The 24,494-nt window shown below is 41.5% G+C and carries 14 protein-coding genes; all 14 read right to left on the reverse strand.

The window, feature by feature from the left end:
- Positions 1-243: 243 nt before the first annotated feature.
- The 14 genes from AACS90_RS04430 to iscA all read right to left on the reverse strand — a co-directional run bounded on the left by AACS90_RS04430 (position 244) and on the right by iscA (position 24,486).
- Entirely contained in the window at positions 244-570 is a 327-nt protein-coding gene (locus tag AACS90_RS04430; protein ID WP_228863364.1) for a hypothetical protein, read from the reverse strand.
- Positions 571-754: 184 nt separating this feature from the next.
- Positions 755-3,076 carry a peptidoglycan glycosyltransferase PbpC gene (pbpC, locus tag AACS90_RS04435; RefSeq protein ID WP_099121862.1) on the reverse strand — a complete coding sequence of 774 codons (2,322 nt, stop codon included), beginning with the start codon at positions 3,074-3,076 and terminating at the stop codon, positions 755-757.
- 164 nt (positions 3,077-3,240) lie between these two features.
- Positions 3,241-5,973, reverse strand: a complete 2,733-nt coding sequence (locus AACS90_RS04440; protein ID WP_099121863.1) for an Ig-like domain-containing protein — start codon at positions 5,971-5,973, stop codon at positions 3,241-3,243.
- A gap of 221 nt (positions 5,974-6,194) precedes the next feature.
- Entirely contained in the window at positions 6,195-7,943 is a 1,749-nt protein-coding gene (locus AACS90_RS04445) for a hypothetical protein (protein WP_099121864.1), read from the reverse strand.
- 281 nt (positions 7,944-8,224) lie between these two features.
- On the reverse strand, positions 8,225-12,634 hold the full coding sequence (locus AACS90_RS04450) for an inverse autotransporter beta domain-containing protein (protein WP_099121865.1): 4,410 nt from the start codon (positions 12,632-12,634) through the stop codon (positions 8,225-8,227).
- 528 nt (positions 12,635-13,162) lie between these two features.
- Positions 13,163-18,223, reverse strand: a complete 5,061-nt coding sequence (locus AACS90_RS04455; RefSeq protein WP_099121866.1) for an alpha-2-macroglobulin family protein — start codon at positions 18,221-18,223, stop codon at positions 13,163-13,165.
- Between the two features lie 70 nt (positions 18,224-18,293).
- On the reverse strand, positions 18,294-18,722 hold the full coding sequence (locus AACS90_RS04460) for an enhanced serine sensitivity protein SseB C-terminal domain-containing protein (protein WP_099121867.1): 429 nt from the start codon (positions 18,720-18,722) through the stop codon (positions 18,294-18,296).
- 251 nt (positions 18,723-18,973) lie between these two features.
- Positions 18,974-19,414, reverse strand: a complete 441-nt coding sequence (locus AACS90_RS04465; protein WP_099110588.1) for a GNAT family N-acetyltransferase — start codon at positions 19,412-19,414, stop codon at positions 18,974-18,976.
- Between the two features lie 21 nt (positions 19,415-19,435).
- On the reverse strand, positions 19,436-20,746 hold the full coding sequence (gene pepB, locus AACS90_RS04470; protein WP_371635398.1) for an aminopeptidase PepB: 1,311 nt from the start codon (positions 20,744-20,746) through the stop codon (positions 19,436-19,438).
- A gap of 201 nt (positions 20,747-20,947) precedes the next feature.
- Positions 20,948-21,142 (reverse strand): Fe-S cluster assembly protein IscX, encoded by a 195-nt coding sequence (gene iscX / locus AACS90_RS04475; RefSeq protein WP_099121869.1) that lies wholly within the window; start codon positions 21,140-21,142, stop codon positions 20,948-20,950.
- A 154-nt stretch (positions 21,143-21,296) separates the two neighbouring features.
- Positions 21,297-21,632, reverse strand: a complete 336-nt coding sequence (gene fdx, locus AACS90_RS04480; protein ID WP_099110592.1) for an ISC system 2Fe-2S type ferredoxin — start codon at positions 21,630-21,632, stop codon at positions 21,297-21,299.
- A 2-nt stretch (positions 21,633-21,634) separates the two neighbouring features.
- The gene (hscA, locus tag AACS90_RS04485) at positions 21,635-23,482 is read right to left on the reverse strand and encodes a Fe-S protein assembly chaperone HscA (RefSeq protein ID WP_099121870.1); all 1,848 of its coding nucleotides are present in this window, start codon (positions 23,480-23,482) and stop codon (positions 21,635-21,637) included.
- A gap of 127 nt (positions 23,483-23,609) precedes the next feature.
- Positions 23,610-24,131 (reverse strand): co-chaperone HscB, encoded by a 522-nt coding sequence (gene hscB / locus AACS90_RS04490; protein ID WP_099121871.1) that lies wholly within the window; start codon positions 24,129-24,131, stop codon positions 23,610-23,612.
- Between the two features lie 31 nt (positions 24,132-24,162).
- Positions 24,163-24,486 carry an iron-sulfur cluster assembly protein IscA gene (gene iscA / locus AACS90_RS04495; RefSeq protein ID WP_099110596.1) on the reverse strand — a complete coding sequence of 108 codons (324 nt, stop codon included), beginning with the start codon at positions 24,484-24,486 and terminating at the stop codon, positions 24,163-24,165.
- Between the last annotated feature and the right edge of the window lie 8 nt (positions 24,487-24,494).

Below are 24,494 nucleotides of genomic sequence, written 5' to 3' on the forward strand. Positions count from 1 at the left end.
GCGAAAATGATAATTTTTTAGCACAAATCACATTTTTGCAGTACAAACCAATTAAAGACGATACGAGTTAAACACATTTTCAGCACTAACTCCTATTTCAGATATCTTACTTTTCTATCGATATGCACTGTCTTATTGATTCATTTTATAAAATAATGCCTATGCAGGCGATAATTTCCCGCATAGGCATTCTGACCAAGATCATTGACTTCGCGCGTTATATCATTATTTAAACAACTTCAGTTACAAAACCGTATCTTTCACACACTGAATAAAAGGCTTAACCTGTTCTTGTCTTTTCTCATCCAATGGTTTTTTAGTTTCATCAGAAACTTCAAATTGCCCTGTAAACTGCTCATTACTGTCTTTTGTTGTCTTATCAGAAGTACCGATAATGCTAATAGTATATTTATGTCCTTCAGGTAATAAATGGGTGCATTTTTTCAATGCGCCCTGATTAACCACTTCTTTAATTACTATTTTATTATCAATATCTTTTGCTGATGTATCTGCTAAAGAAACTGGTACATAAAATAAACCCAGCAACAAAGCATATGAAACAACTTTCATCTTTATTTCCTCACTGGTTGAATTAACATACAGCTATTAAATAAATTACAACTTACTGACTCAACATCTTAAAAGATCAATATATTCCGAACAGAACAGCAATAAGTTTACTTTAAAACAAAAAATACAATTAATTTTTTGTTTATGACGAAATTTTTGACCTACACCACAAATCGTAACCGGATCATTTTAATACAAAATTAATTTTGCTGATTTGCCCACTCAGATCTAAAACACTAAGCTGATATTTTCCTGGCTGTGACAATGTTTTCGTCCACGACTGATTATTTTCAGTCACGGTAACCTGCTCACCATTCAAAAACCACCATTGCTGTCCCTGACCGCCCTGTGTTGCTACCCGCAGATCCAACGTCCGTTGACCGGGCAAGCGAGTCAGAACATCCCCTTCTCGGATACCGGTAATCAATAACGGTGCGTCATCTGTTTTCATTGGCGGGCACTGAGGATTAATTGGAGGTAGCCGATTCACGCGGCGCTCTTTCTCTGGTAGCCATGCTTCCAGTGCAATCGGCCATAAAGAGATTGTTTCAGGTCGGGCATCAGGGCAATCGGCAGCAACACGCAAACCGTTTTTATCGACCCATATCTGTTCATGGATACCCGAAATCGATTCCTGCCCCGTAGATGGCAGTGTTGGCGGGATGGTGTTATCCAGAATCCAGCTCAAACGGCGCTGACGGCAGTTGCTGTCTTCCGACCGAAATACCGTACCACCCGGCCAGCAAATAACAGCCTGACTGACATTCTCCGGTCGCGGATCAACAGGAATAGGTTGCGAACCATAGCGCAAGTCAGCCATCAATAACCCATGAATCTGGTTCATGATAGGAATTGCAGTCGCATAACCAGACTGCCCTGCTACCGGTGTTCCATCCGGCCTGCCGACCCAGACACCAATGGTATATCGGGCATTTAAACCGATTGCCCATGCGTCACGATAGCCATAACTCGTGCCTGTTTTCCATGCCAGCGGCACTTCGGCGGGCAAGACATTATCCGGTAGCGGGCGGCTTTCCCCTGCCATAATCCGCCTGATAATCCAGGCGGCTCCCGGAGTAAAAAGCTGTCTGTCCCGCAGTTCCTGCTGTGAAGTAAAGCGTAACGGAGAGACTTTCCCCTGACGAGCAAACGCACTGTAAACAGAAACCAGCTGATCCATACGAACCGAAGTTCCTCCCAGAATCAGCGCCAGATTCGGCTCACTTCCCAGAGGGAAACGCAGCATCATGCCTGCATTACGCAAATTGGCAGTAAACCGTTTCGCGCCATAGGCTTCCAGAAGCTGTACTACCGGCAAGTTTAGTGAACGAGTCAGCGCCTCGCTGGCGCTGACCGGGCCATTAAACCCACTATCAAAATTTCCCGGCCGATAATTATCGAAACGGCGGGGAACATCCTGTAAAAGAGATTCCGCATGGATCAGACCATCATCCAGCGCCATTGCATACAGAAAAGGTTTTAATGTCGAACCCGGAGAGCGCCATGCGCTGACCATATCAACATGACCAAAACGGCTGTTATCCTGAAAATCCGCCGAGCCAATATAAGCCTTCACTGTCATATCCGTATGATCGACCACCAGCACACCAATTGATGTTTTTTCCGCTAACTGATATTTCCAGTTAAGTACCATATCTTCCAGTTGGCGCTGCAAGCCGGTATCAATTGTGGTTCGGATGATTTCCTGCTGATTATTGAGAGCCATTCGTCTTGCTAAAAGAGGGGCAAGCTGAGGAACCTGACGCGGAGCCAGCCAAAGATTTTCTTCCTCAATATCCGCCACTTTTTCTGCTGACCAGACACCATACTGCTTCAATCGCTGCAATACCTTGTTACGGGCAGCCTGAGCACGCTCAGGATAGCGATCCGGCCTTAAACGGCTTGGAGCCTGTGGTAACACTGCCAATAATGCCGCTTCACCGGATGACAAATCTGACGGTGACTTTCCCAAATAAGCCCAACTTGCCGCCCCGATGCCCTGTAACGTGCCGCCAAATGGCGCCCGATTCAGATACATCTCCAGAATCTCATCTTTCGAATAGTGCCACTCTAATTGCAGAGTTCGCCAAAGCTGTTTGAACTTACCGCCAAAAGTACGTGAATGAGGATCTATCAAACGGGCAACCTGCATAGAAATCGTACTTCCGCCGGATACGATTTTTCCGGCACGTATATCCTGCCCTGCCGCCCGTAACAACGAGAGAGGATTCACCCCCAAATGCTGGTAAAACCAGCGATCTTCGTAAGTTAACAAAGCCTGAATATATTCAGGGGAAACCTGCTCTAGAGTCACGGGATAACGCCAGATCCCTTCACTATCAGCAAAACGCCATAAAGGTGAACCATCCGCTCCGACCACAACACGTGCGGCGGTGACGTTTTTTAATGGTAAAGGCCAGATTTTGTCGGCTAGCCACAAAGTGGCAGGCAGAATAAGTAAAATAGCCAAAATAATAAGGTAAATGCGGGGGAAATATTTTCTCATTGAAACTGAATCCGACAGAAATCAGCCCTTATTATCGGTAATAAGGGCTGATTAAACAAAATGAAATTGCAGAAATCGATAGAGAAATTGAATAGAATTAGAACTCAGCAACCATATACCCCAGCCAGTGATTTCCACTTTTACTATGGAATAATGGACTGATATCACTCACGATCACCACCATACGCGCCAGATTGTAGCAAATTAATTTTTGCATAAGCGTGTTGAACATACCCATGTGAGTCTTTAATGGTAACTGTAACTGTTTCAAGCATATCATGCTGTATTATAGCGGTAGGCTCGCTAAGAGTGGCTACCGTGTGGAACCAAGCACCATCAAGCCACACTGTTCCTGAAGGTTGACTAAAAGTCACATAAATAGCACTAACAGTAATCTCTACGTAACCCGAAGCATAATTATTTAGGCTTTTTACTCCGATTGAGAATGTTACAGAACCGCCTTCTCCTAATTCAGCATGGTCAGGAGCTATTGTAATAATGTACGGTTTTTTAATAAACGTAACATTCGCATTGGCACCCTCTCCATAGGATTCAATGAAGGCAGTTACTGTTGTAGAGACTGCCTGATTGCTAGTAACCTGAGTTATGGCCTCACCGATATTATTCTCTGTAGCTGTAGCTTCGCTGATTTTTTTCAAGTGAGTCGAAGGAGGGTTAAGAATGACGTCATTGCTTGCGTGAAAAGTAACCTTTATGCCATCCATAGGTATATCTTCTATTACTCCTACCTTGAATGTTAGTGGTACAGAGGTTTTCACTAGTGCTGTGCTATTTGCAGGTGTCAAAGAACTCCAGCCCACAGTATAGGTAAAAACTTTCGCAATAGCACTTCTCCCCAGTGCAGTTGCAGTAACGGTTATAGTATCTTCTTCTCCGTCAGAAAATGAGAACCATGTTTCGGCCTGACCACTACCATCTGTTATTTCTTCATCTCCTGAAATGTTATTGTCGCTTGAGCTAAAATCAACAAGTATACCTTTCTTAGTTATACCACCTGCTAACACTACCGTGGCCTTGAATGACACCTCAGCTTCAAAATATACTGTTATCTTTTCAGGGTGCAAACTAATCGACTCTATTTGAACGAAATCAATATATGCCTTAGTGCTTTTCCTCACCGCAGTCGCGGTAACTGTGATAGCGATTGTCTGGTTACTGGTAACCTGCGTCGTAGCCTCTCCATTTTCATTCGTTGTTGTAGAAGGCGGATTTAATGTGACACCATTATCTGCTTGGAAAACAACTTCTATACCCTTTTTAGTTATACCTCCTTCTAATATTACCGTGGCTGTTAAAGGTACAGTGGATCCTACCGCTACTATGCTATTTTCAGGTTCCAGGAAGAATAATTCTACTTTAATTGATGAGAAATGAATTCGTTTTGTTGCTTTCGTTTTTTTATCAATATCCAGTTCCCCTGTTAGTGTCACTGTCTCGCCATCTAGGTTAGAATCATAGAGTTCAAAACTTATTTTCCCCGATTCACCTGTAATAACAGATATTGTTTGAACTCTACTATCTTCTTTAAAAGATGCGTTTCCATCAATACTTAAATTCAATTTACGGTTAGCAGTATTTACTCCTTCCCCTGTTCCAGTAAGAATAGCCTGGACTTTTTGGGATTGCATATCACCGACTATTTCATTGCCATTAATAAGTTCAAATTTAAGCGTGTATTGTACTGAATCTACACCTATATATTTTATTTTTTCACTTATTGAATAATGAGTATAACCCCTATTTGTAATCACATAGAAAATCTCTGTCCACACATTATTCTTAAAATATTCAAAAGGAATATTATAAAAGTAATTATCAATACCTCCTTCCATTCTATAAATAGGTGGTATTAAACTGTTCACATCAGGAATGTGATTTTTTTCTTTTGTGAAAAACAAAAGGCGATCGTTATCTTTATAATTAATGTTATTTTGAATAACCACTACAAAACTACTTTTACCCGGAGCACCATGTATTACACCACCATCAGCACTTGGTATATATAGTTTCTCTAGGTCATCGAAATGTGAAACAGGTCTAGGCGTAATAAAAAATACACTTTCTGACATTTGTACAGGATTATGATCCAAAATCTCACAACCCAAAGATAGTATCGTTGGTTTATAATTAACATCGCTACCAATAGGTTTATTATTTGAATAAACACGGAATCTAATTTTTCCCGACTGCTCATCACTTATTAAGCTAATAAAATCATTTTCATTATAGTTTACTGGGGAATAGTTGATTAACTGTCCAGTACTTTCATCTGAATCAGACGTAATAATAATATCTCTATTAATATCTGTATCAGGTGAAGAAACCAGATAAATTAGTGTTTTTTTCAGTGGAGTACTAGATGTACCATCCCCTGTATCTTCTAATAACTTAGCTTCATAAAGAAAATAATTATCCTGAGGGTCATTTATTTTTGGATCTGAATATTTTTCGGGAATAACACAAACAAGCTTATTAGGTTTCAACTGCAAACTGTCCCGAAGAATTTTTTTTACACTGTATTGAAAATAACTATAATAATTAGTCATTAGAGGTGAAGATAAATTTACAGTAAATGACACTTCACCATTTATTACTGGGTTCTTAGTATCACTAAAATCACTAATTACTACATAATAATGCCCAACAATACTTTTTACCAAGCCAGATGATACAGGGACTTCTCCTATAGAAGTTATTTTTATACCCTGGCCTTTCGCTGTAACACGAAGTGATGCTCCTTGCAGAAAATTAACTTCAGACATTAATGTCACATCAAGATAAAATTGTTGACCGTAAATTATGGTGGTCTCATTCGGGACTGACAAGGTTACAGTTATTGTGGGGCCAGATAAATTATTTTTATTTACTGCTGTCATAGTTCACCTCATGCATTGATATACTTAAGTCACCCAATGAAAGGTTTTATTAATACCAATCCTAGTAATTTCTGCTAATTTTTTATGATGGAAATGGAATTCCATTTCCATATATTTTATTTAAAACAAACATCAAGTAAAAGGTGACAGAATTTCATTTAAAACAAACCAAAATTAATTTCATTTTTAATTATAAAAAATAAAACAGACACCATTCAGCATCATATTGAAGATGATGTATCTGTTGGACCATGCCAAACTTTGCTATATATTTTATGATTACTCTCATCTACTGTATAATATTCAAAATAAACCATTGCTGGAATATTTTCATAAGCATCTATATCCGTATAAAAAGGATGCGGAATTGGAACTACTGTTGAACAAATAGTTGTATTATGTGCTGGGTATTTATCTAGTATAGATAAGAGCCTTATGCCATTATTTCCATTTATTGGCTGCCATAAATTTTTATTCTCCGAACTAATATACATATTTATAAATATATAATCCCCAACCTTAGGATATTTATCATCATTGGGGTCATTAGTTGCCTTTATTCTCAAATATGCATCATTTCCACCGTTATAAATATAGTTTGCCAGTTGTTCTCTGGTAGTAACCTCGTCCTCATCCAGTCGAGAACCTAATTCACCAGGGTTACTTAATGTATTATCGTCATTATAATCCGCATAACTTGAAAAAACCTCAACTTTATTATAAACCCTGGCTACTGCACCAGGTGGAACAATACCAGAACCTCCGCCAGCATATGTAATTGATTCTGATCCTGAATAAAGAGTATCCCCTTTACGTGCAATCACATAAAATATTTCCGATTTCTTATTTATCGTAAAGCTATTATAAGGAATTGGATAAGAATAATTATTAATATCACTTCTAATTGTATAAGGAGATGATATTAAACTATTTACATCAGGGATGTTATTTTCTTCTTTTGTGAAAAATAATAGCTGATCATTATTTTTATAATTTGCACCAGTATCAATTTGCACTTCAAAACCAGGACTGTCTGGATCTCCTTTTATTACACCATTATCGGAATCAGGTATATATAATTGATCTAGTTCATCTAGATTGATAGATGGTCTTGGCTTAATAAAGCACACACTGTGAGCCATATAATTTTCTTCTACTTCGTAAATTATACATCCTAAGTAAATCACAGTTGGTCTACTATTGGTATCACTTTCACCAAGAAGTGGTTTATTATTTGAATAAACACGGAATCTGATTTCTCCCGTACTGGCATCACTTATTAATTTGATAAAAGTAAAATCACTATTTTTTATCTTTGTCGGTTTATAAATTATTAATGTATCATTTCCTCCCTTGTCTGGATCAGATGTCACAATAATGTCATTTCTGATATCGGGACGTTCTTGAGTTACAAGATAAACCAGTGCATTTTTCAATGGTATCTTTGACTGTGTCTTTAATAAAGATGTTTCTGTATTCTCTAATAATATAGTTTTGTAAATAACATATTTATCCTGAGAATCATTTTTATCTGGTTTAGAGTATTTTTCAGGAATAACAAAAGCATATTTATCAGTCTGTAGCAGCAAACTAGAGGGGAAGATTTTTTTTACATTGTATTGAAAATCACTATTAAAAATATTAGGATATTGAGTCGAAGTGAAGTCTACACTAAATGATACCAGACCACTTGTTATCTTAGTTTCATCACTACTAATGACTACCATGTAATGCCCAACAATACTTTTTTCCGAGCCAGATGACACAGGGGGAGGTTCTATAGGACTTATTGTTATACCCTGACCTTTTGCTGTAACCTTAAGTGATGCTCCTGGTGGAAAATTATTTTTGTCGTTCAATGTCACATCAAGATAAAATGTCTGACCGTAAATTACCGTGGTCTCATTTGGGACTGATAAAATAGGAGTTACTGTGGAAACAAGTATATTATTTCTATTTATTTCTGTCATAGTTAACCTCATATATTAGTATATGATTTTTATTTGTTACTCCAAGTGTATTGGAAAACATTTAAAATAAAATATCCAATAAAAAAAAGTAATCAGCACAGCTTATATTATGTATTTTGCACTGATCTTCTCGGTATAGTTTGTTTTATAATTAATTTAACATGGTTATTTTACAATGAATATTTTGGTATCTTGAAAAATATAGCCATCATTAATGAATATAATATGAAGTGTTTAAAACAATTGACATAAGACATTATTCCTTGGTTAATTACACCCTGCTATTGAGAATAATTGTTTTCACATAACACATAAAAATTGTTAGAATTATCACCTACAACTTGCTTACCTGTTAATAAGTTATAGGCTAAATATTTACCAGAGTCACTATTTTGTCGAGACTCTAACATCTTAATATAAATATGATTTATATTTTTAACAATAATCCCATCTAAAATGCCAAATTCATAAGCATCCGGAAACTCATCGTACAGTGTAGTTCCTGTTCCTGTCGATACTAAATCTGATTTAATGGGTGACAACATATCATCCTCTTCGCAACTTTGACCATTATTTAGTGTAGTGCCACTAAGAATATTCAAATTGATTAAGAAAAATCTACGCGTAAAAAATGTATATGTATATTGCTGTTGAGTTCCATTTTTTTTCGTAATATGAAGCGTAACTTTTTGGCTTCCTAGTACATTGTTAAATATCAAAAATCTTTTGTTAAATCTATCTACTCCCACAGGAGTCGACCAATCTAATTCTGGAGTGTATCTAACATTATCTCCTGATTCAACGAGTGCTTCACCTTTAGAGGATGTGAATTCAGCAGCCAATTGAAAAAAAGCATTATATGGTCTTTCTTGCTCGGTAAAGGATTTGCTAATCGATTTATTCACTTTCATCGTTTTAGGATCATACTTATAGACCCTTATCGCGGCTACATCCGGTGAAACATCGAAAGTGACTGTTTGTTTGGCAGCCTGAAAGAACGTACTACCAGATGAAATCCCTGCCATATTGAAGGTAACTTCTACTCTTTTTTTATTGAGTCCGACATTACTCTTTAAAGTAGCGTATAAATATCCTTCTCTATTTGTTTTACCCTCTTTATCCCATTCTATACTTAATTGTTTATCTGTTACATCCGGAAGATTACGAGTCCAGTTGACGTCACTGAATGTGTAGTTAGATACTGGCTGTTTGTTGTTTTTATCAATGATCTGTGCCCTATACATATATTCTGATTTATCATCCCCCAATAATGGCTTATTAGGATCAAATACCTCTTCACGCCCAGCTCGGTTAACTTTATATATTTCAACACTATCCTTAGCAATTTCGAAATCCAATGCAAAATTCACTAATTTCGAACATATCGGCGAAACAGGATCCCTATCCACAATATTAATACATGCTTTTACCTGTCCCCACTGAAGACTGGTCATAGTAGCTATTAAAGTCCCATCCTTCGGGTTTACCTCTAACGGTTCATCTGGTGGAGGTGTTAAGTTTGGTTCAGTTGTACCTGTATCATCCTGAAGCTGAGGTTTAGCCCATGCAAACTTTATGTCTGTCCCTTTATATGGATTATTACTTTGTTTGTCACGCCAGACAGTTGCTGTAAATTCATATGAATCCTGCCCATTTGCAACAACAACTGGATTTTTTGAGGTTGGATTGATAGTAATTTCCGGCCAAATAAAGCTAATAATATCTTTTGTTGATTCCCCGCTAGATTGTGCACCACTGGACTCTATAACAGATGCTGTGACAACAAGACCTAATGCCTTCTTCGGACTGGTTAAGGTTGCTTTCATCTTACCATCATTATCCGTTGCCTCTGAAGTCGGCTCCAATTGAAGATCAGGATCGTTAACCTTCCAAACAATTTTTTCCCCTGCTATACCTCCATCTAAATCCGTCACATGGGCTGTACAGATATAACTTTCGCCTACTAATACAGGGGTTTTACCAACAGCCTTGCATTCCACAGTAATATGTTCAGATTGAATGGAAACCGGTACTTTAGTGGTAATCGCGGGGTGATTTTCAATAGCCAGTGATACCGTTATCTTATTGAAGGGTTTTGAGCTATCCAATGTTGCAATCAACTCACCTGAATCATTTGTCTTTTTTGTTTGCGAGGTTAACTTGACTTCTTGACCTTTATCATCGGTTGCTTTCCATACCACAGTCTTAATTTCTTGCGTCTTTACCGGATTGTTATGGCGATCCACGACTGTACCGCTGAAGGTGTAAAATTTCCCATCGCCTACGAGCAAAGGCCCCTGCGGACTTACAGTCAGAAATTCTTCCTGAATATGGTAAGCGTGTTCAGATTCAATGGAAACCGGCACTTTAGTGCTAATCGCGGGGTGATTTTCAATAGCCAGTGATACCGTTACCTTATTGAATGGCTTCGAACTATCCAATGTTGCAATCAACTCACCTGAATCATTTGTCTTGTTTGTTTGTGAGGTTAACTTGACTTCTTGACCTTTATCATCGGTTGCTTTCCATATCGCAGTCTTAATTTCTTGCGTCTTTACCGGATTATTATGGCGATCCACGACTGTACCGCTGAAGGTGTAAAATTTTCCATCGCCTACGAGCAAAGGCCCCTGCGGACTTACAGTCAGAAATTCTTCCTGAATATGGTAAGCGTGTTCAGATTCAATGGAAACCGGCACTTTAGTGCTAATCGCGGGGTGATTTTCAATAGCCAGTGATACCGTTACCTTATTGAATGGCTGCGAACTATCTAATGTTGCAATCAACTCACCTGAATCATTTGTCTTTTTTGTTTGCGAGGTTAACTTGACTTCTTGACCTTTATCATCGGTTGCTTTCCATACCACAGTCTTAATTTCTTGTGTCTTTACCGGATTATTATGGCGATCCACGACTGTACCGCTGAAGGTGTAAAATTTTCCATCGCCTACGAACAAAGGCCCCTGCGGACTTACAGTCAGAAATTCTTCCTGAATATGGTAAGCGGATGGATTGTCGGTAAAACTCACTGATCCTATTTTCTGCCGTTGTGCCCCATCCAACTGTATATAAACTAAAACTTTTTCGTGTGCTTTTTTGCTAGTTAAAGTGTTAAGTATCACATTTCCTTCTTCATCTGCCAGTTTACCCTCATCATTCGTTTTGGCAGGACCATTTTTCCATGTAAATTCTAATCCAGATTCATCGCCTAAAGGCGGATCAGTTATCCAAGTCACCTTATTTATGCTGGCATTTTTAACAAACTCTCCGGAAGGTGCTCCGCGATAAGTAATAATGGGATCACTAAATGTATATCCATTTTTGTCATTACTTGTAATATTCACTTTTTCATCGATTAAAAAAGGCACAACCTTTATCGTGGTCTGAACAGTTTGTTTCCTTCCCTGATTATCAGTGATCAATACATCAAGCTCGTAATCGCTTTCATGCGTTTCCTGATAACTGGGAAGCGTAATAATAATACTCCTGCCTGATTCTGGCGTGAGTTTCCCGTCATTTTCTTTAAATGCTTTATCTGGTACAGACCAGCTAATATCTTTGATATTCGCATAAGATCGAATAGGGGCATTAACAGTTATTTCCTGCTGGCCATATCCGCTAATTGGGTCTAGCTTGTACAGTTCATCTTTTTCTCTTTTTTTATGATCCAAAATAATATAATTATTTCTTTCAACCAAATCATGGCGGCTGCCTATCAATGTCCGCATAGATGAGACATTAGCAGGTGATAATTGAGTACTTAATGGAATTCCGAATTTATAATTTAAGTTTGTCAGAAACTGAGTTTCAGTATGACCTTCTTCACCTTGCCGATAACTTGCACCAATTGTGATTAAAGGAATCGGGGTATACATCAGATCTAATTTAGTTTGGCGGGGATTTTTTTGCTTTGTCTCTCGGTTGAATAAAGTGACATTATCACCGAAATATTGCTCATAAGTCAGTTTCATCCCCAAGTTAGGATAAGCCGATAAAAAAAACTCGCCATTAATGTCATAACCCATGGCTGGGCGTTCATGATAATCCTCAAAATTCCGGGATTCTTGCCAGTTACTTAAGCGATAATAAGTATTAGCAGAAAATTTAATATAATCGGCCCAAATTTCCCCCCCTAACCCTAATCGCCGGTTGTTTCCTGTTACATCATAATCATAGAAAGTGTTTAAACCATACATCCAGTTCTTATCAAAATATCGGCTGCCTAAACCTAAGTTAACCGTATTTCGGCTATCTTTATTACGATAACCCAGCTGGGAAAAAAACAGCCAATTTTCTTGATTGTCATAAATCGGTAGTAAGAGATCGATTGAGTTATTCTTTAGCGTCCACTCACGGTTTAACCCAAAGTTAATTCCCACAGTACCATACTGCGATAACCACTTTTGTACTTCAGAAGATACGGTACTGTTAAATTTATTCAACGTATAGGATGTTGCTTGATCCACCAGTTCTGAGGAGGAAGAAGATAAAATATGGCTTACTGTCCGGGCTGTGTTATCAATAATAGGTGATGTATCAAGCTCTGAAGTATCACTAGTTTGTTTAAAATGGGTATACACATCCTCAGATTTTATATTATTTTCCGCTGAAGCGTTAAATACTGAAGAAGGCATTAATAATGTGTAGAAGAAAACAAAGAAACTAATAGTTTTTCTTGCATATGAAGACATGTATGAATACCCCAGAAATTTTTACATTAACGAATAATATTCATTTGTTTTTTCATTTCTTTTATAACATTCACTTATTCCCAATGATTAATACTAGTCAAAAAAATTAAATTATCATTATTAAGCTTCGATAAAGCCCATCTAAGCTGTTATGTGGAGCACAAAGTAATAAATTGCTGTTCGCTATGGCTGATAGCTAAAGAACAATGTGAAAGGTCAGATATTTCACGAATTTTTAATCAATGCTGTTCTATATACCTTTTCATAATAGTGAGAGTATCAGCATGCGGTGTTCCTTACCCCGCGTGTCACGCGGGGTAAGGTGTACTCCTATAATTTTGAACAGCTATTTAGTGAACTATGTTTTGTAAGGAATAGTTACGGGAAGGATTAAAGTAATAATAATTTTATAATAATAATCGTCAAAGCTTCATCCATGATTTTGGTCTGTAGTTACCAAACTATAGATGAAGCTTTTTTCTAACTAAAATGGGCGCTATTACCAAATATCCTATGTATTCATCACAGTTACCGGACAACTTCCAGTTTTTCGCCTGTTACACCGACGGCACGCCAGTAAGGTACGTACATGGATTCAACCTGGGGAGCCGGGATTTGATAAACCCCCGGTGCAACAGCCCTTGCTAAATATAACAGGGTCACTGGCTGGTAAGGCTCTACAGAAACAGCGGCAACAAAACGATCATCCCGGTATTCCATATGACGAATATTTGCTCTTTGCATTCTGTAAATCATATCCTGTAAATCTGTTGCGTTTTCACTCAAACTGACGCTGCTGTATGCCAGATTTTGGTTTTCAAGCTCCAATCCTGCGGGCAGGAGATCGACAACCAGAGCATCTGAAACAGGCTGGGTCGCACTGATTTCCAGTTTTACAATCATCAGCTCGCCGCTGTTCAGGCGATCCGGAGTGTAGGTTTTACCTGTCAAATCAAGATAGGTACGCTTAATACTCAGTATGTTTGAATAAGGTTCGGGTTTTTTCAGAGGGTAACCCACCACATTCAGCCGTGAATACAGGGAATTATCTCCCCGATTACTTATCTCAATGCCATTCAGAATCTGTTTTGCAGACAAGGCGTTATTCAGCGCAGTATTGCGGTTAATCGGTGGTATTTGTCGATTAATGACGGCTTTCCAGGGTTGTTCACTGGCATCAATAAAATAACGTCCGGCCAGATAAAGCGCATTACTTTCCTGTGTTGAAAAATACTTTCGGGACGAGAGTTCATTGGATAACGCAAGCAGCTTTTCATCCCGCTCTTTCTGCAACATGTTATTTTCATTCAACAAAGAGACAATCAATGCGTCGTCACGTATGGTGCTGCCATAATCATTCAGCCCATAACCCTGTTTACGGGATTTAGACACCCCCAAGTGAATGGCTTCATTGCCACGGTTATCATCCCCCATCATTCTTAATGCTACGCCTAATTGCACCAGAGATAATCCACTATCAGCCTGATCCCGCTGCTCGTAAAGTTGTCTCAAGCTACTTAATGGCGCTTTCTGCTGGCTGGCTAACACCAGACCGGCGTAAGCCCGCACGGAAAACTGTGTTGCACTGTGCGAACCGCTATAGCGATCGTTGATGATGTTTTTATCCTGCAAGTAACGCAGCAGCCGGTTATTGGCATTTTTCAGGGAATCAACCGGAATACTGTAGCCTTGCTGATTGGCACGGAACAGGAAATCTGCCGCATATGCGGTGAGCCAGAATTCTTCTTCACCATTACGATCCCAAAGAGAAAAACTGCCATCATGACGTTGCATACTCAGCAGATGCGTAATACCGTCTTCAATGGCTGCCCGGCGTTTTTCATCACTTTGTGTCTTAATGCCCAGTTTTTTCAGTTCAGCTTCATTGGAGTAGAGAGACGGATAAAGCCCACTGATTGTCTGTTCCAGACAGCCATATGGATAAGCATATAATTCGCGGATATAACGGGCGATTTGAAGTGGTGGCCTACTGGTCAGCAAAAGCTGGCCTTCCAGTGTTTCCGGGGCCAGACCTGTGATCGCATCTGGCGGTAACAGCCATTCTTCATCTTGCCGGATAACATCCGCAAACTGTCTGGTAACAGCAGGGTATGCCGGACGAACACCAATTTTCCAACTGTTTTTGTATTGCTGTACCTCGTTGGATACCTTCAGGCCATCAACGGTCAGGAAAATTTCGCCTTGTCCAAATCCATAGTCAGCTTTAACCGGAATTTGAATCGTTACCCTTTTTCCTGTTTCCAGCGTGATGCTGTTATTCGCAGATTCCTGTAATTGTATCAGCCCGGTTGCAGCAAAATTAAATGTCAGTTTTTGTGGCTGCTCAGTAAGATTAGTGAGATCTAATGCCAGTTGAGATTGATCACCACCAGCCATAAAACGCGGTAATGACATTTGCGCAACCACTGGCGCGGCTACAGTAACTTTGCGTTCACTGTTTCCGAATTCGTCATCGCTCCATGCCTGCGCCATTAGCCTGAGTTCACCATTAAAGTCAGGGATCGGTAACGTAATCTCCCCTTCTCCATCAGCATTCAGGCTAATAGGCTTAGCCTGTTCCGCCAGAATATTGACTACTGTCAGCGGTTTTTTACCGCCTCTTTCCGGCTCACCTTCACCAACATCACCACCAAAACGTAAGTTTGCCTTGCGCCCTTCACTTTCAATCAGATGTCCGTAAACATCATACTGGTCAACGCTATAACGCTTACGCCCGAAAAATGCCTCATAAGGATCCGGTGTTTTAAAGTCAGTAATACTAAGGACACCAGAATCAACAGCAGAAAGCAGTACATAAACCTGCTTTGGCAACTCTCTGCCTTTTTGAGGTGTTACCTTAATTTTGACAGAAAGGTCCTGATTCGGGCGTACTTTGTCCGGCGCGCTGAGCGTCAGATCCAGCTTACGCCCTTCATCCATCAGTGGTAAGTGTAAGACGCCGATTGCCCGTTTTGATGTTGCCTGACGGTTTTTATCTCCCGGTCGTACCACAACTGCGGTCAGATACAGATCATGACGCGCCCATGATTGATTAACCGGCACATCAATATCCAGACCTTGTGCTGGTACGTCAATTTCCTGCCACCATAACGGGCCATCACTGGATTCCAGTAATAAATATCCTTTACCTGCCTGTGGCGCAGCTATATGCAGTCTGACTTTATCTCCCGGTTTATATGCAGGTTTATCCAGTGATAATTTGACCTGATCCGGCCGGACAGCTCCTGTTCCCTCGGTATTATCCTGCCATGAATAGCCGGCCCAAAAGTTCAGACTGGTGATAAGTTGATTTTTCTGATTCACAACTTCAATACGATAAGAACCCCATTTAACCGGAAAGCTGATTTTTGCTGTACCATCTTCCACAATTTGAACAGGCTCATCTGCCATCATCAGATCTTTCTGGTCATATCCCGAATCCCAGCCACCACTGTCAGACCAACGCCAGTAATAATCACGGCGTTCGTATATCAAGCGAGCTCTCAAGTCATTCGTGGCGTATTTTTTACCATCGGCATCCGCATAAACAACATCAAACTCCGCCAGCGAGTTTTCATTAACGTTATAACGGGATTCATAGTGATCAGTGTAATAGTTATAATTAGACTTTTTATTAAATAGCGGGCGTATACCAACCAGTTTTTCAGCAGGCCAGACAGCCTGTTCAGCATGGCGTGTTACCGGGCGTCCTCCTGCTTCAAGCAGGCTGGCCTGTACAGCGATTCTTACCGGAGAAGAGACATATCTCCAGTTATCCTCACCGACAGTAATGTTAGTTTTGCCTTCACTATTCAGGACTAAATCAAACTCATCCAGCGTTCTGCTTAACTCTTCTTCTTTTGACGAGCCAAATTCATACCCTGATAGCTTCGCCACTGCATCACGAGCCGGACGCATGAATAACTGGCCCTGTAGCCGATTTTCGGCTGCCGGAGCACCGTACAAATAACGACCCGTAATGGAAAAGTTAACACTTTCATTCTTCTGTATTGGTCGGCTATCCGTATTTCCTTTAATTTCTAAGGCCATGCGCTCAGGCATAAAGTCTTCAACGTTGAATTTGTAATAACGTGGGGTGTTATCTCCCAAATCCAGACGCAGTGACCACATTCCGGTTTCAGCAGACTGTGGAATTGAATAACGATATTGGTACAACCCATTTTCAGGCTGCCAGACAAAACTGCGCGCTACCTGATTATCGGCTTTTAATATATCCACTTTTACCGGCTGAGGTTTCAGCAAACGACCATCCGCATCACGCAGTAAGCCATTAACAATCAGTGTTTCGCCCGGACGATAAAGATCCCGGGGGCCGAATACAAAAAACTGCCTGCTATACCCTTGCTCACCACCGATATCAAACTCAGACAGATCCAGTGCAGGGGATGACAAATCAATCATACTGACTTGCTCGCCCTGCGTTGCCAGCAACAAGGCCGCTTTGGAACTTTTTTCCAGCGTGGCGTGGCCATTACTGTCTGTCGTATTTTTTGCCAGAAGTTGCCCATTGATATCCAGTACACGAACCTCAACACCTTTCAGGCCGGAACCCTGTTCCAGTGATTGGGTAAAAACATCTATCTGATTCAGATAGCTATGCATCGAAACGCCTATATCACTCCGCGTAAACAGAATTGCTGGGTTAGTGTAAGCATATTTTCCGGCCTGCTGCATAACGGCCAGATAGGCACCACTCTTTTGCAACTCTTTAATATCATTCAATGGCAATAACAGTTTTTCACGGGTATTCGGTGTCGGGTTCAAATCAAAGCGACCGGTATAGACTAAATCTGCATTTTCCAGTAATCGCTCAGAATCCCAGGAAGTTATACCGCTGAGGTATCGCCCGCGAGCGATAAACATGGGTAATGAAGCTTCTTTGATGCGGAAAAAATTAACATCGACCCGATCAACATTCAGTGCCAGAACGGGTAAGCCTTCTGCTAGTTTACTGGGTAAAAGCACACCTTTGCTGGCAAAACCAACAGCAGGTTGAATTGAGGCAGTCTGGAATTTTTTTTCATAGACATTGAACAGACTACGCCCGTTGATGCCCTGTAAACCGTCATCAACAGTTAATATTAATTGGCGCTTTGGAGGCAAATGGCGGAGTCTCAGCTCCATTTGGTTATCTGATAACTCCCATGCACCATCTAATTTGCCGGATTTAACATCAACCAAATGAACGCGCTGAGCAAAATTTTGATCGGGTTTCAGAGGAACAGAGAATGTCACAACCATTGCACTGGCACCATCCAGCTGTACTTCTGAAGCATCTAAAATAGTGACATCTTTACCCGCATATTGCTCTTCCAGGGATTGGCGTGGCAGGGATTGGGCTGCTGGAGATTGTGTTTCCGGGGTGTGAGAACCGCGACTGGCGGTATCCGTTATTTCTGAAGGTGCCGGAATTGCTGATGTTTCCGGTTTTATACTCTTTTCATTATCCTGCGATTGATCGCATCCAGATAAAATACCTAGCGCAAAGCATGCAAACAAAGTAACAACCATTGACGTGATTGTGCGTTTTTTCCTTGTTGCCCATTGCCTCAGTTGATGTTGACACATAACCATAATCCTTATTGTTCACCGGCTGGCACTCATTCATTACACGATCCCTGTGTTAATTAATATTTATTTATTGATTGAGTACAGGAATAGTCTCCCTCAGCCAACTGCCTAATTTCCGTTGGTAGAAAGGCTGAGTATGTTGAATCAGGTAGTGGCTTATCCCGCCATCTTTTTCATCAAGCAGGCAAAAATCCACTGATTCATCTTCATTCAGGTGTTCACAAGCTACCTCTCCAGCAGTCTGGATCAGTATATTAATGTCACTGTCTGCCTGTATCCCACTCAGCTCCAGACCAATTAACAGATTAGGGTTTTCGTCCTGCTCTTTATCGTGAGCCATCACCAGAAAAGCACGGCGTACGGGTTTATGCTGCTTAAATAAATTAATCAGAGCTTCAATAAGCTGGACTGGTTGTTCTTCTAGTTGGCTGAGAGTAATACGACTTCCACTCGGAACCTCAATTTCAGTGGCAACGGCTTCGTTTGACAAGCTCATGAAAATCTCCGAACAGTATATATGTTGATACAGATGTTAAAAGCAGAGTTATACACTTCATCTTTCAAGTTGCCTCTTTGTTGGCTACGCTCGCTCACCCCAGTCACATAGGTATCTATGCTCCTGGGGATTTACTCTCTTGCCGCCGCGACGCACCTTGAAATCCATTGTGTATATATCTAAAAAAGTGCTAAATCATAGCCTCCCCATATGAGGAGGCCAGAAAACAGGAAATCAGAAGTATTCAGATATCACAACAGTTTATACATAAATATTCTGGCATTTCCCGCCGGTTTACAGGCGACTTCACCAAAAGCCGTGTATCCGTGTTTGAGGTAAAACTCAGGTGCCTGAATGGACATCGTGTACAACGTCACAGCATGACAACCACGCTGGCGGGCTTTTTCCTCAGCTTTTCTGAGTAACACACTGCCCAGTCTCTGACTTCTGAGTTCATCAGGGAGGTAAAGATAGTTGATGAAAAGCATGCCAAGCGACGTTCGTCCGACCAAACCGCCAATCACTTCCCCATCGCTATCCCGGATATAAATATCCAGAGGCTGGTTACCCTGCTCGCCCGTCTGCCTGATATTCCATTGATCGAGTAATTCACTGACCCGTTCACGCGCATGTGGATCATTCTCGTCAGAATCCGTGATGTCAAAGTCGGGTAGCACAATGTCCTGATTCATTACATTTTCCTTCTCATGTGCTTATTTTGCTTTTGTCAGCAGTAAGTTGGCGATGGTGCGAACACCATAACCTGTTGCACCTGCCGACCATTGTTCAACCGCAGATGAACGATAGGTTGCTGAACAATCGATATGTACCCAGCCTTTTTTGTAATTCTCGACAAAATGAGACAGGAAAGCAGCGGCAGTACTTGCGCCAGCTGTGTGAGAAGGTGCAGCAATGTTATTCAAATCAGCAAAGTTGGATGGCAGCTGATTGCGGTGGAATTCAGCCAATGGCAGACGCCAGAATTGTTCATGCTCTGTATCCGCTGCAACCAATAAATCCGCCACCAGTTGATCATCAAAACTGAAAACAGAGTGGTAATCGTTACCAACAGCCATTTTTGCAGCACCCGTCAATGTCGCTGCATCAATGATCAAAGGGGCATTTTCTGCACTGGCATCAATCAAACCATCAGCCAGTACCAGACGGCCTTCTGCATCAGTATTCATGACTTCAACGGTTTTACCGTTACGATAACGAATGATATCACCCAGTTTGAATGCATTCCCGCTGACCATATTATCAGCAATGCACAGGAACAGTTTTACACGCTGTTTCAGACCACGGCTGATTGCCAGTGCCAGCGCACCTGACAGAGTTGCTGAACCACCCATATCAGATTTCATGGCGCTCATCGAGTTAGATGGTTTCAGGCTATATCCGCCTGAATCGAAAGTAATACCTTTTCCGACTAAGCAGGCAAATACGGGTTCATTTTTGTTTGTTGTTGGGTTGAAATCCAGCTCCAGAAAAACAGGAACACGGGAAGAACCACGACCAACAGTATGGACACCAACATAACCCTGCTCATATAACGCATCACCTTTTATGATGCGATAACTGATAGCATCTGGCGCTACATTGTTAATTAAATCGAGAACACGCTGAGCAAGCTGCTCTGGCCCTAGTTCTTCGGCAGGCAGGTTGACGGTATCACGCACCCAGTCGATGAATTTAATTCGATGTTCCAGTTCCTGCTTTTCTTCGGCATTCAGTTGCGGCCATTCGATAGTGCGCAGTCCTTTTGGTGCCCGGAAACCGAGCCAAAATGCCCAGCTTTTTTCCAGATCCCAGCCTTCACCAGCCAAAGCAACATTATAGATACCTTGCCCATTAATTTTACGTCCGGCACGCTGAATCAACGCCAGTTCACTGTTTATGTCAGATTTCTCGCCTGACATATGGATCATCATTCCCTGATCATTTGAGCTAATTAGCGCTTTTTCACCCCAGCATGCTTTAGCTGGCTCATAAGACAGAGTTATCGGCATGATTTGCGCCGGTATAGCGTTTTTGGTCATTATCTTTCTCTCTTCTTATTTTTACTGTATTAGGATCATTATTAGAGTAATAAATGTAAAAAAACTGGCGGATGCCAGTTTTTCATTAAATACAGACTATGCCAAGTCATTGGACAAAAATTGGTGAGTTAGTACTGTTTTTCGCATTATTTGTTTGCGTAACATGACTTCTAAGATTGAGCTCTGTTATTCAAACTCATCCAACCAAACCAATAAAATGGCTTCTAATACTTTTTCGTTGGATTTTTCCGGATTATCATCAAAATCATCCAGTTCGCAAATCCATTGATGCATGTCGGTGAAACGCACTGTTTTAGGATCTAAATCCGGGAACTTATCATAAAGTGCTTCGCCTATTATACGGCTGTCAGACCATTTCATTTTTTGTTCTCCTTATACACTTCGTCTTTCAAGTAGCCTCTTTGTTGGCTGCGCTCGCTCACCCCAGTCACATAGTTATCTATGCTCCCGGGAATTTACTCCCTTGCCGCCGCGATGCATCTTGAAATCCATTGTGTATAACTTTATTTTAAACTCAGTGCTCACGCGCGTGGTTGATCGTATATTTAGGAATTTCAACAACCAAATCCTCATCAGCAACTTTAGCCTGACAGCTTAAGCGACTTTCCGGCTCCAGTCCCCATGCTTTATCCAGCATGTCATCTTCCAGTTCCTCACTTTCTTCCAATGAGTCAAACCCTTCTCTGACGATACAGTGACAAGTGGTACATGCGCAGGATTTTTCACAGGCATGTTCAATTTCAATACCGTTTCGCAGTGCAACATCCAGAATTGATTCGCCTTCTTTAGCGTCCAATACTGCACCTTCAGGGCAAAGTTCGTTATGAGGTAAAAATACAATTTTAGGCATAATTAAATTTCATCCACAGAATGACCCGCCAAAGCCCGACGGATTGATGTGTCCATGCGACGCGCAGCAAATTCCTGCGTTTGCTTGTCCAATTGTTTAATTGCACTTTCAATCGCTTCAGGAGACGTTCCCTGAGCACTTTCAATTAATACTTGTACCGCAGCATCAATTGCAGCATGTTCTTCCTGACTGAGTAAATCAGCGTCTTTTTCCAGCGCACCGGTTAAGCTTTCCAGCACACGGGCTGCTTCTACTTTTTGCTCAGCCAATTTACGCGCCTGAATATCTTCCTGCGCATTACTCATTGAATCTTTGATCATTCTGGCGATTTCTTCATCAGACAGACCGTAAGAAGGTTTTACCTGAATAGAGGCTTCAATACCCGTCGATTTCTCCAGTGCACTGACACTCAGCAAACCATCAGCATCAACCTGGAAAGTCACGCGGATATGCGCACCACCTGCCGGTAACGGAGGAATTCCCCTCAGCGTGAAACGAGCCAGAGAACGACAATCTGCTACCAATTCGCGTTCACCCTGAACAACGTGGATGCTCATTGCACTCTGACCATCTTTGAAGGTCGTAAATTCCTGAGCTCTTGCGACAGGAATAGTGGTGTTGCGCGGAATAACCTTTTCAACCAGCCCGCCCATCGTTTCAAGACCCAGTGACAGCGGAATAACATCCAGCAACAACATTTCGCTGTCTGGCTTATTACCTGCCAGAATATCCGCCTGTATTGCCGCACCAACTGCAACAACTTTGTCCGGATCGATAGAGGTCAGCGGTTCACGATCAAAAAATTCGCCTACCATGCTGCGCACCAGCGGAACTCTTGTTGAGCCTCCCACCATCACAACCTGCAAGACTTCGTCAGCAGTTACTTCAGCATCTTTCAAGGCCCGGCGACAAGACAATAAAGTACGTTTAACCAGTGTCGTAATTAATTCATTGAACTCGATGCGGGTAATATTGCCCTGCCAGTCAGCAAAATTAATTGAGACTGAATCTGCATCACTCAATGCAATTTTAGTTTGTGTCGCAACATCCAGTAACTGACGCTGTAACCCGTGGCCGGTATCGGTAATCCCGGCCTGCTCACGGATCCAGTCTGCCAGCAGATGGTCAAAGTCATCACCACCCAGTGCAGTATCACCGCCCGTGGCCAATACTTCAAAAACACCACGGCTCAAGCGAAGGATAGAAACGTCAAATGTTCCACCGCCCAGATCATAAACAGCAATCACACCTTCCTGACCAGAATCAAGCCCGTAGGCAATTGCAGCCGCAGTGGGTTCATTCAGGAGGCGAAGGACATGCAAACCCGCTAAACGAGCCGCATCTTTCGTTCCCTGACGCTGAGCGTCATCAAAATAAGCGGGAACGGTGATAACAACACCATCAAGTTTACCATCCAGTGTTTCTTCTGCCCGTTGAGCCAACGATTTCAATATGTCAGAAGAAACCTGAATAGGATCAACCAAACCTGCCGCTGTATTAATTAACGGCAATCCATTTTCACTGGCCTGAAATTGATAAGGAAGATTCGGGTAACGCTGCTGAATATCAGCCAGAGAGCGCCCCATCATACGTTTGACAGAGCTTATCGTATTAACAGGATCGAAAGCCGCCTGTTGACGGGCCTGCCAGCCGATTTGAATTTCATCTTTGCAGTATTGTACAACTGAAGGAAGTAAGTGACGGTTTTCACTATCTGCTAAGGTCTCAGCCTGACCACTGCGGACTGTCGCAACCAGGGAGTGTGTTGTACCAAGATCAATCCCCGCAGCCAGACGACGCTGGTGTGGTGCGGCAGATAAACCAGGTTCACTGATTTGTAATAAAGCCATGTGTGCCCCTATAAAAACCAATTATACCCGTCTTTCAAGCTGCCTCTTTGTCATTGGCCTCGATACAACTTGAAATTTCTCGGATATACTAAATCAGCCCCGCATTGTTCACTAAAACGCGATTCAGCTAAAAATCATCCAACAGCCGTTCTTCCAGCTGTTCGACCTGCTGTTGCAATTTATCCAGAAAGCGTAACTTACGGACAGTATCGGCTGCAATTGACCACTGTTCTGCATCCAGCTGCTGTTCCATCTGCTCACTACGAGTTTTAATCATTTTATTCAGGCGAGATGAAAAACCAGCCAATGCGGCATCCGGCTCGGCACTATGTTCAATAGCATCAAGCTCTTCACGCAACTCTAACTGTTGCATCAGAAAAGCCGTATCCTGCATAGTGTGCTGTTCGCTGGATAAGTTAAACCCTTGCTGAGATAGCATATATTCTGCACGTTTCAGGGGGTGTTTCAGAGTCTGATAACCATCATTAATGGTTGCAGCCTGTTGAAGTGCCAGCGTTTTTTCACGCTCTGGCTGGGTGGCAAAACGATCAGGATGAAACTGACGCTGTAACTCCTGATAGCGGGTCGCCAATTGTTGGCGATCGATTGCATAACGCACAGGCAACCCGAATAAAGTAAAGTAGTCCATAAGTTACTCTTGGTTTCGCAAAATACGGGGGTTAAACGTTAAAACTTTCCCCACAGCCGCATTCGCCGGAAACGTTGGGGTTGTTGAATTTAAAGCCTTCATTCAGGCCTTCTTTGACAAAATCCAACTCAGTTCCATCAAGGTAAACAATGCTTTTACCGTCAACGATAACTTTCACACCCTTATCTTCAAAAATCTGATCTTCATCATTAACTGTATCAGCAAATTCAAGTACATATGCCATACCAGAACAGCCGGAAGTTCTCACTCCCAGACGCAGACCAACACCTTTTCCACGATTATCAAGGAAAGCCAAAACACGCTGGGCTGCACTTTCTGTCAGGGAAATTGACATACAACACC

It is taken from the genome of Xenorhabdus sp. KK7.4, from assembly GCF_963876465.1.
GTDB lineage: Bacteria > Pseudomonadota > Gammaproteobacteria > Enterobacterales > Enterobacteriaceae > Xenorhabdus > Xenorhabdus stockiae.

Bases quoted from the DNA above. Each gene is read 5' to 3' on its own strand.
- AACS90_RS04445 (WP_099121864.1), bottom strand. From the start codon at position 7,943: ATGACAGAAATAAATAGAAATAATATACTTGTTTCCACAGTAACTCCT.
- iscX (WP_099121869.1), bottom strand. From the start codon at position 21,142: ATGAAATGGTCTGACAGCCGTATAATAGGCGAAGCACTTTATGATAAG.
- AACS90_RS04440 (WP_099121863.1), bottom strand. From the start codon at position 5,973: ATGACAGCAGTAAATAAAAATAATTTATCTGGCCCCACAATAACTGTA.
- AACS90_RS04460 (WP_099121867.1), bottom strand. From the start codon at position 18,722: ATGAGCTTGTCAAACGAAGCCGTTGCCACTGAAATTGAGGTTCCGAGT.
- pbpC (WP_099121862.1), bottom strand. From the start codon at position 3,076: ATGAGAAAATATTTCCCCCGCATTTACCTTATTATTTTGGCTATTTTA.
- hscB (WP_099121871.1), bottom strand. From the start codon at position 24,131: ATGGACTACTTTACTTTATTCGGGTTGCCTGTGCGTTATGCAATCGAT.
- fdx (WP_099110592.1), bottom strand. From the start codon at position 21,632: ATGCCTAAAATTGTATTTTTACCTCATAACGAACTTTGCCCTGAAGGT.
- AACS90_RS04430 (WP_228863364.1), bottom strand. From the start codon at position 570: ATGAAAGTTGTTTCATATGCTTTGTTGCTGGGTTTATTTTATGTACCA.
- AACS90_RS04450 (WP_099121865.1), bottom strand. From the start codon at position 12,634: ATGTCTTCATATGCAAGAAAAACTATTAGTTTCTTTGTTTTCTTCTAC.
- AACS90_RS04465 (WP_099110588.1), bottom strand. From the start codon at position 19,414: ATGAATCAGGACATTGTGCTACCCGACTTTGACATCACGGATTCTGAC.
- AACS90_RS04455 (WP_099121866.1), bottom strand. From the start codon at position 18,223: ATGTGTCAACATCAACTGAGGCAATGGGCAACAAGGAAAAAACGCACA.
- iscA (WP_099110596.1), bottom strand. From the start codon at position 24,486: ATGTCAATTTCCCTGACAGAAAGTGCAGCCCAGCGTGTTTTGGCTTTC.
- hscA (WP_099121870.1), bottom strand. From the start codon at position 23,482: ATGGCTTTATTACAAATCAGTGAACCTGGTTTATCTGCCGCACCACAC.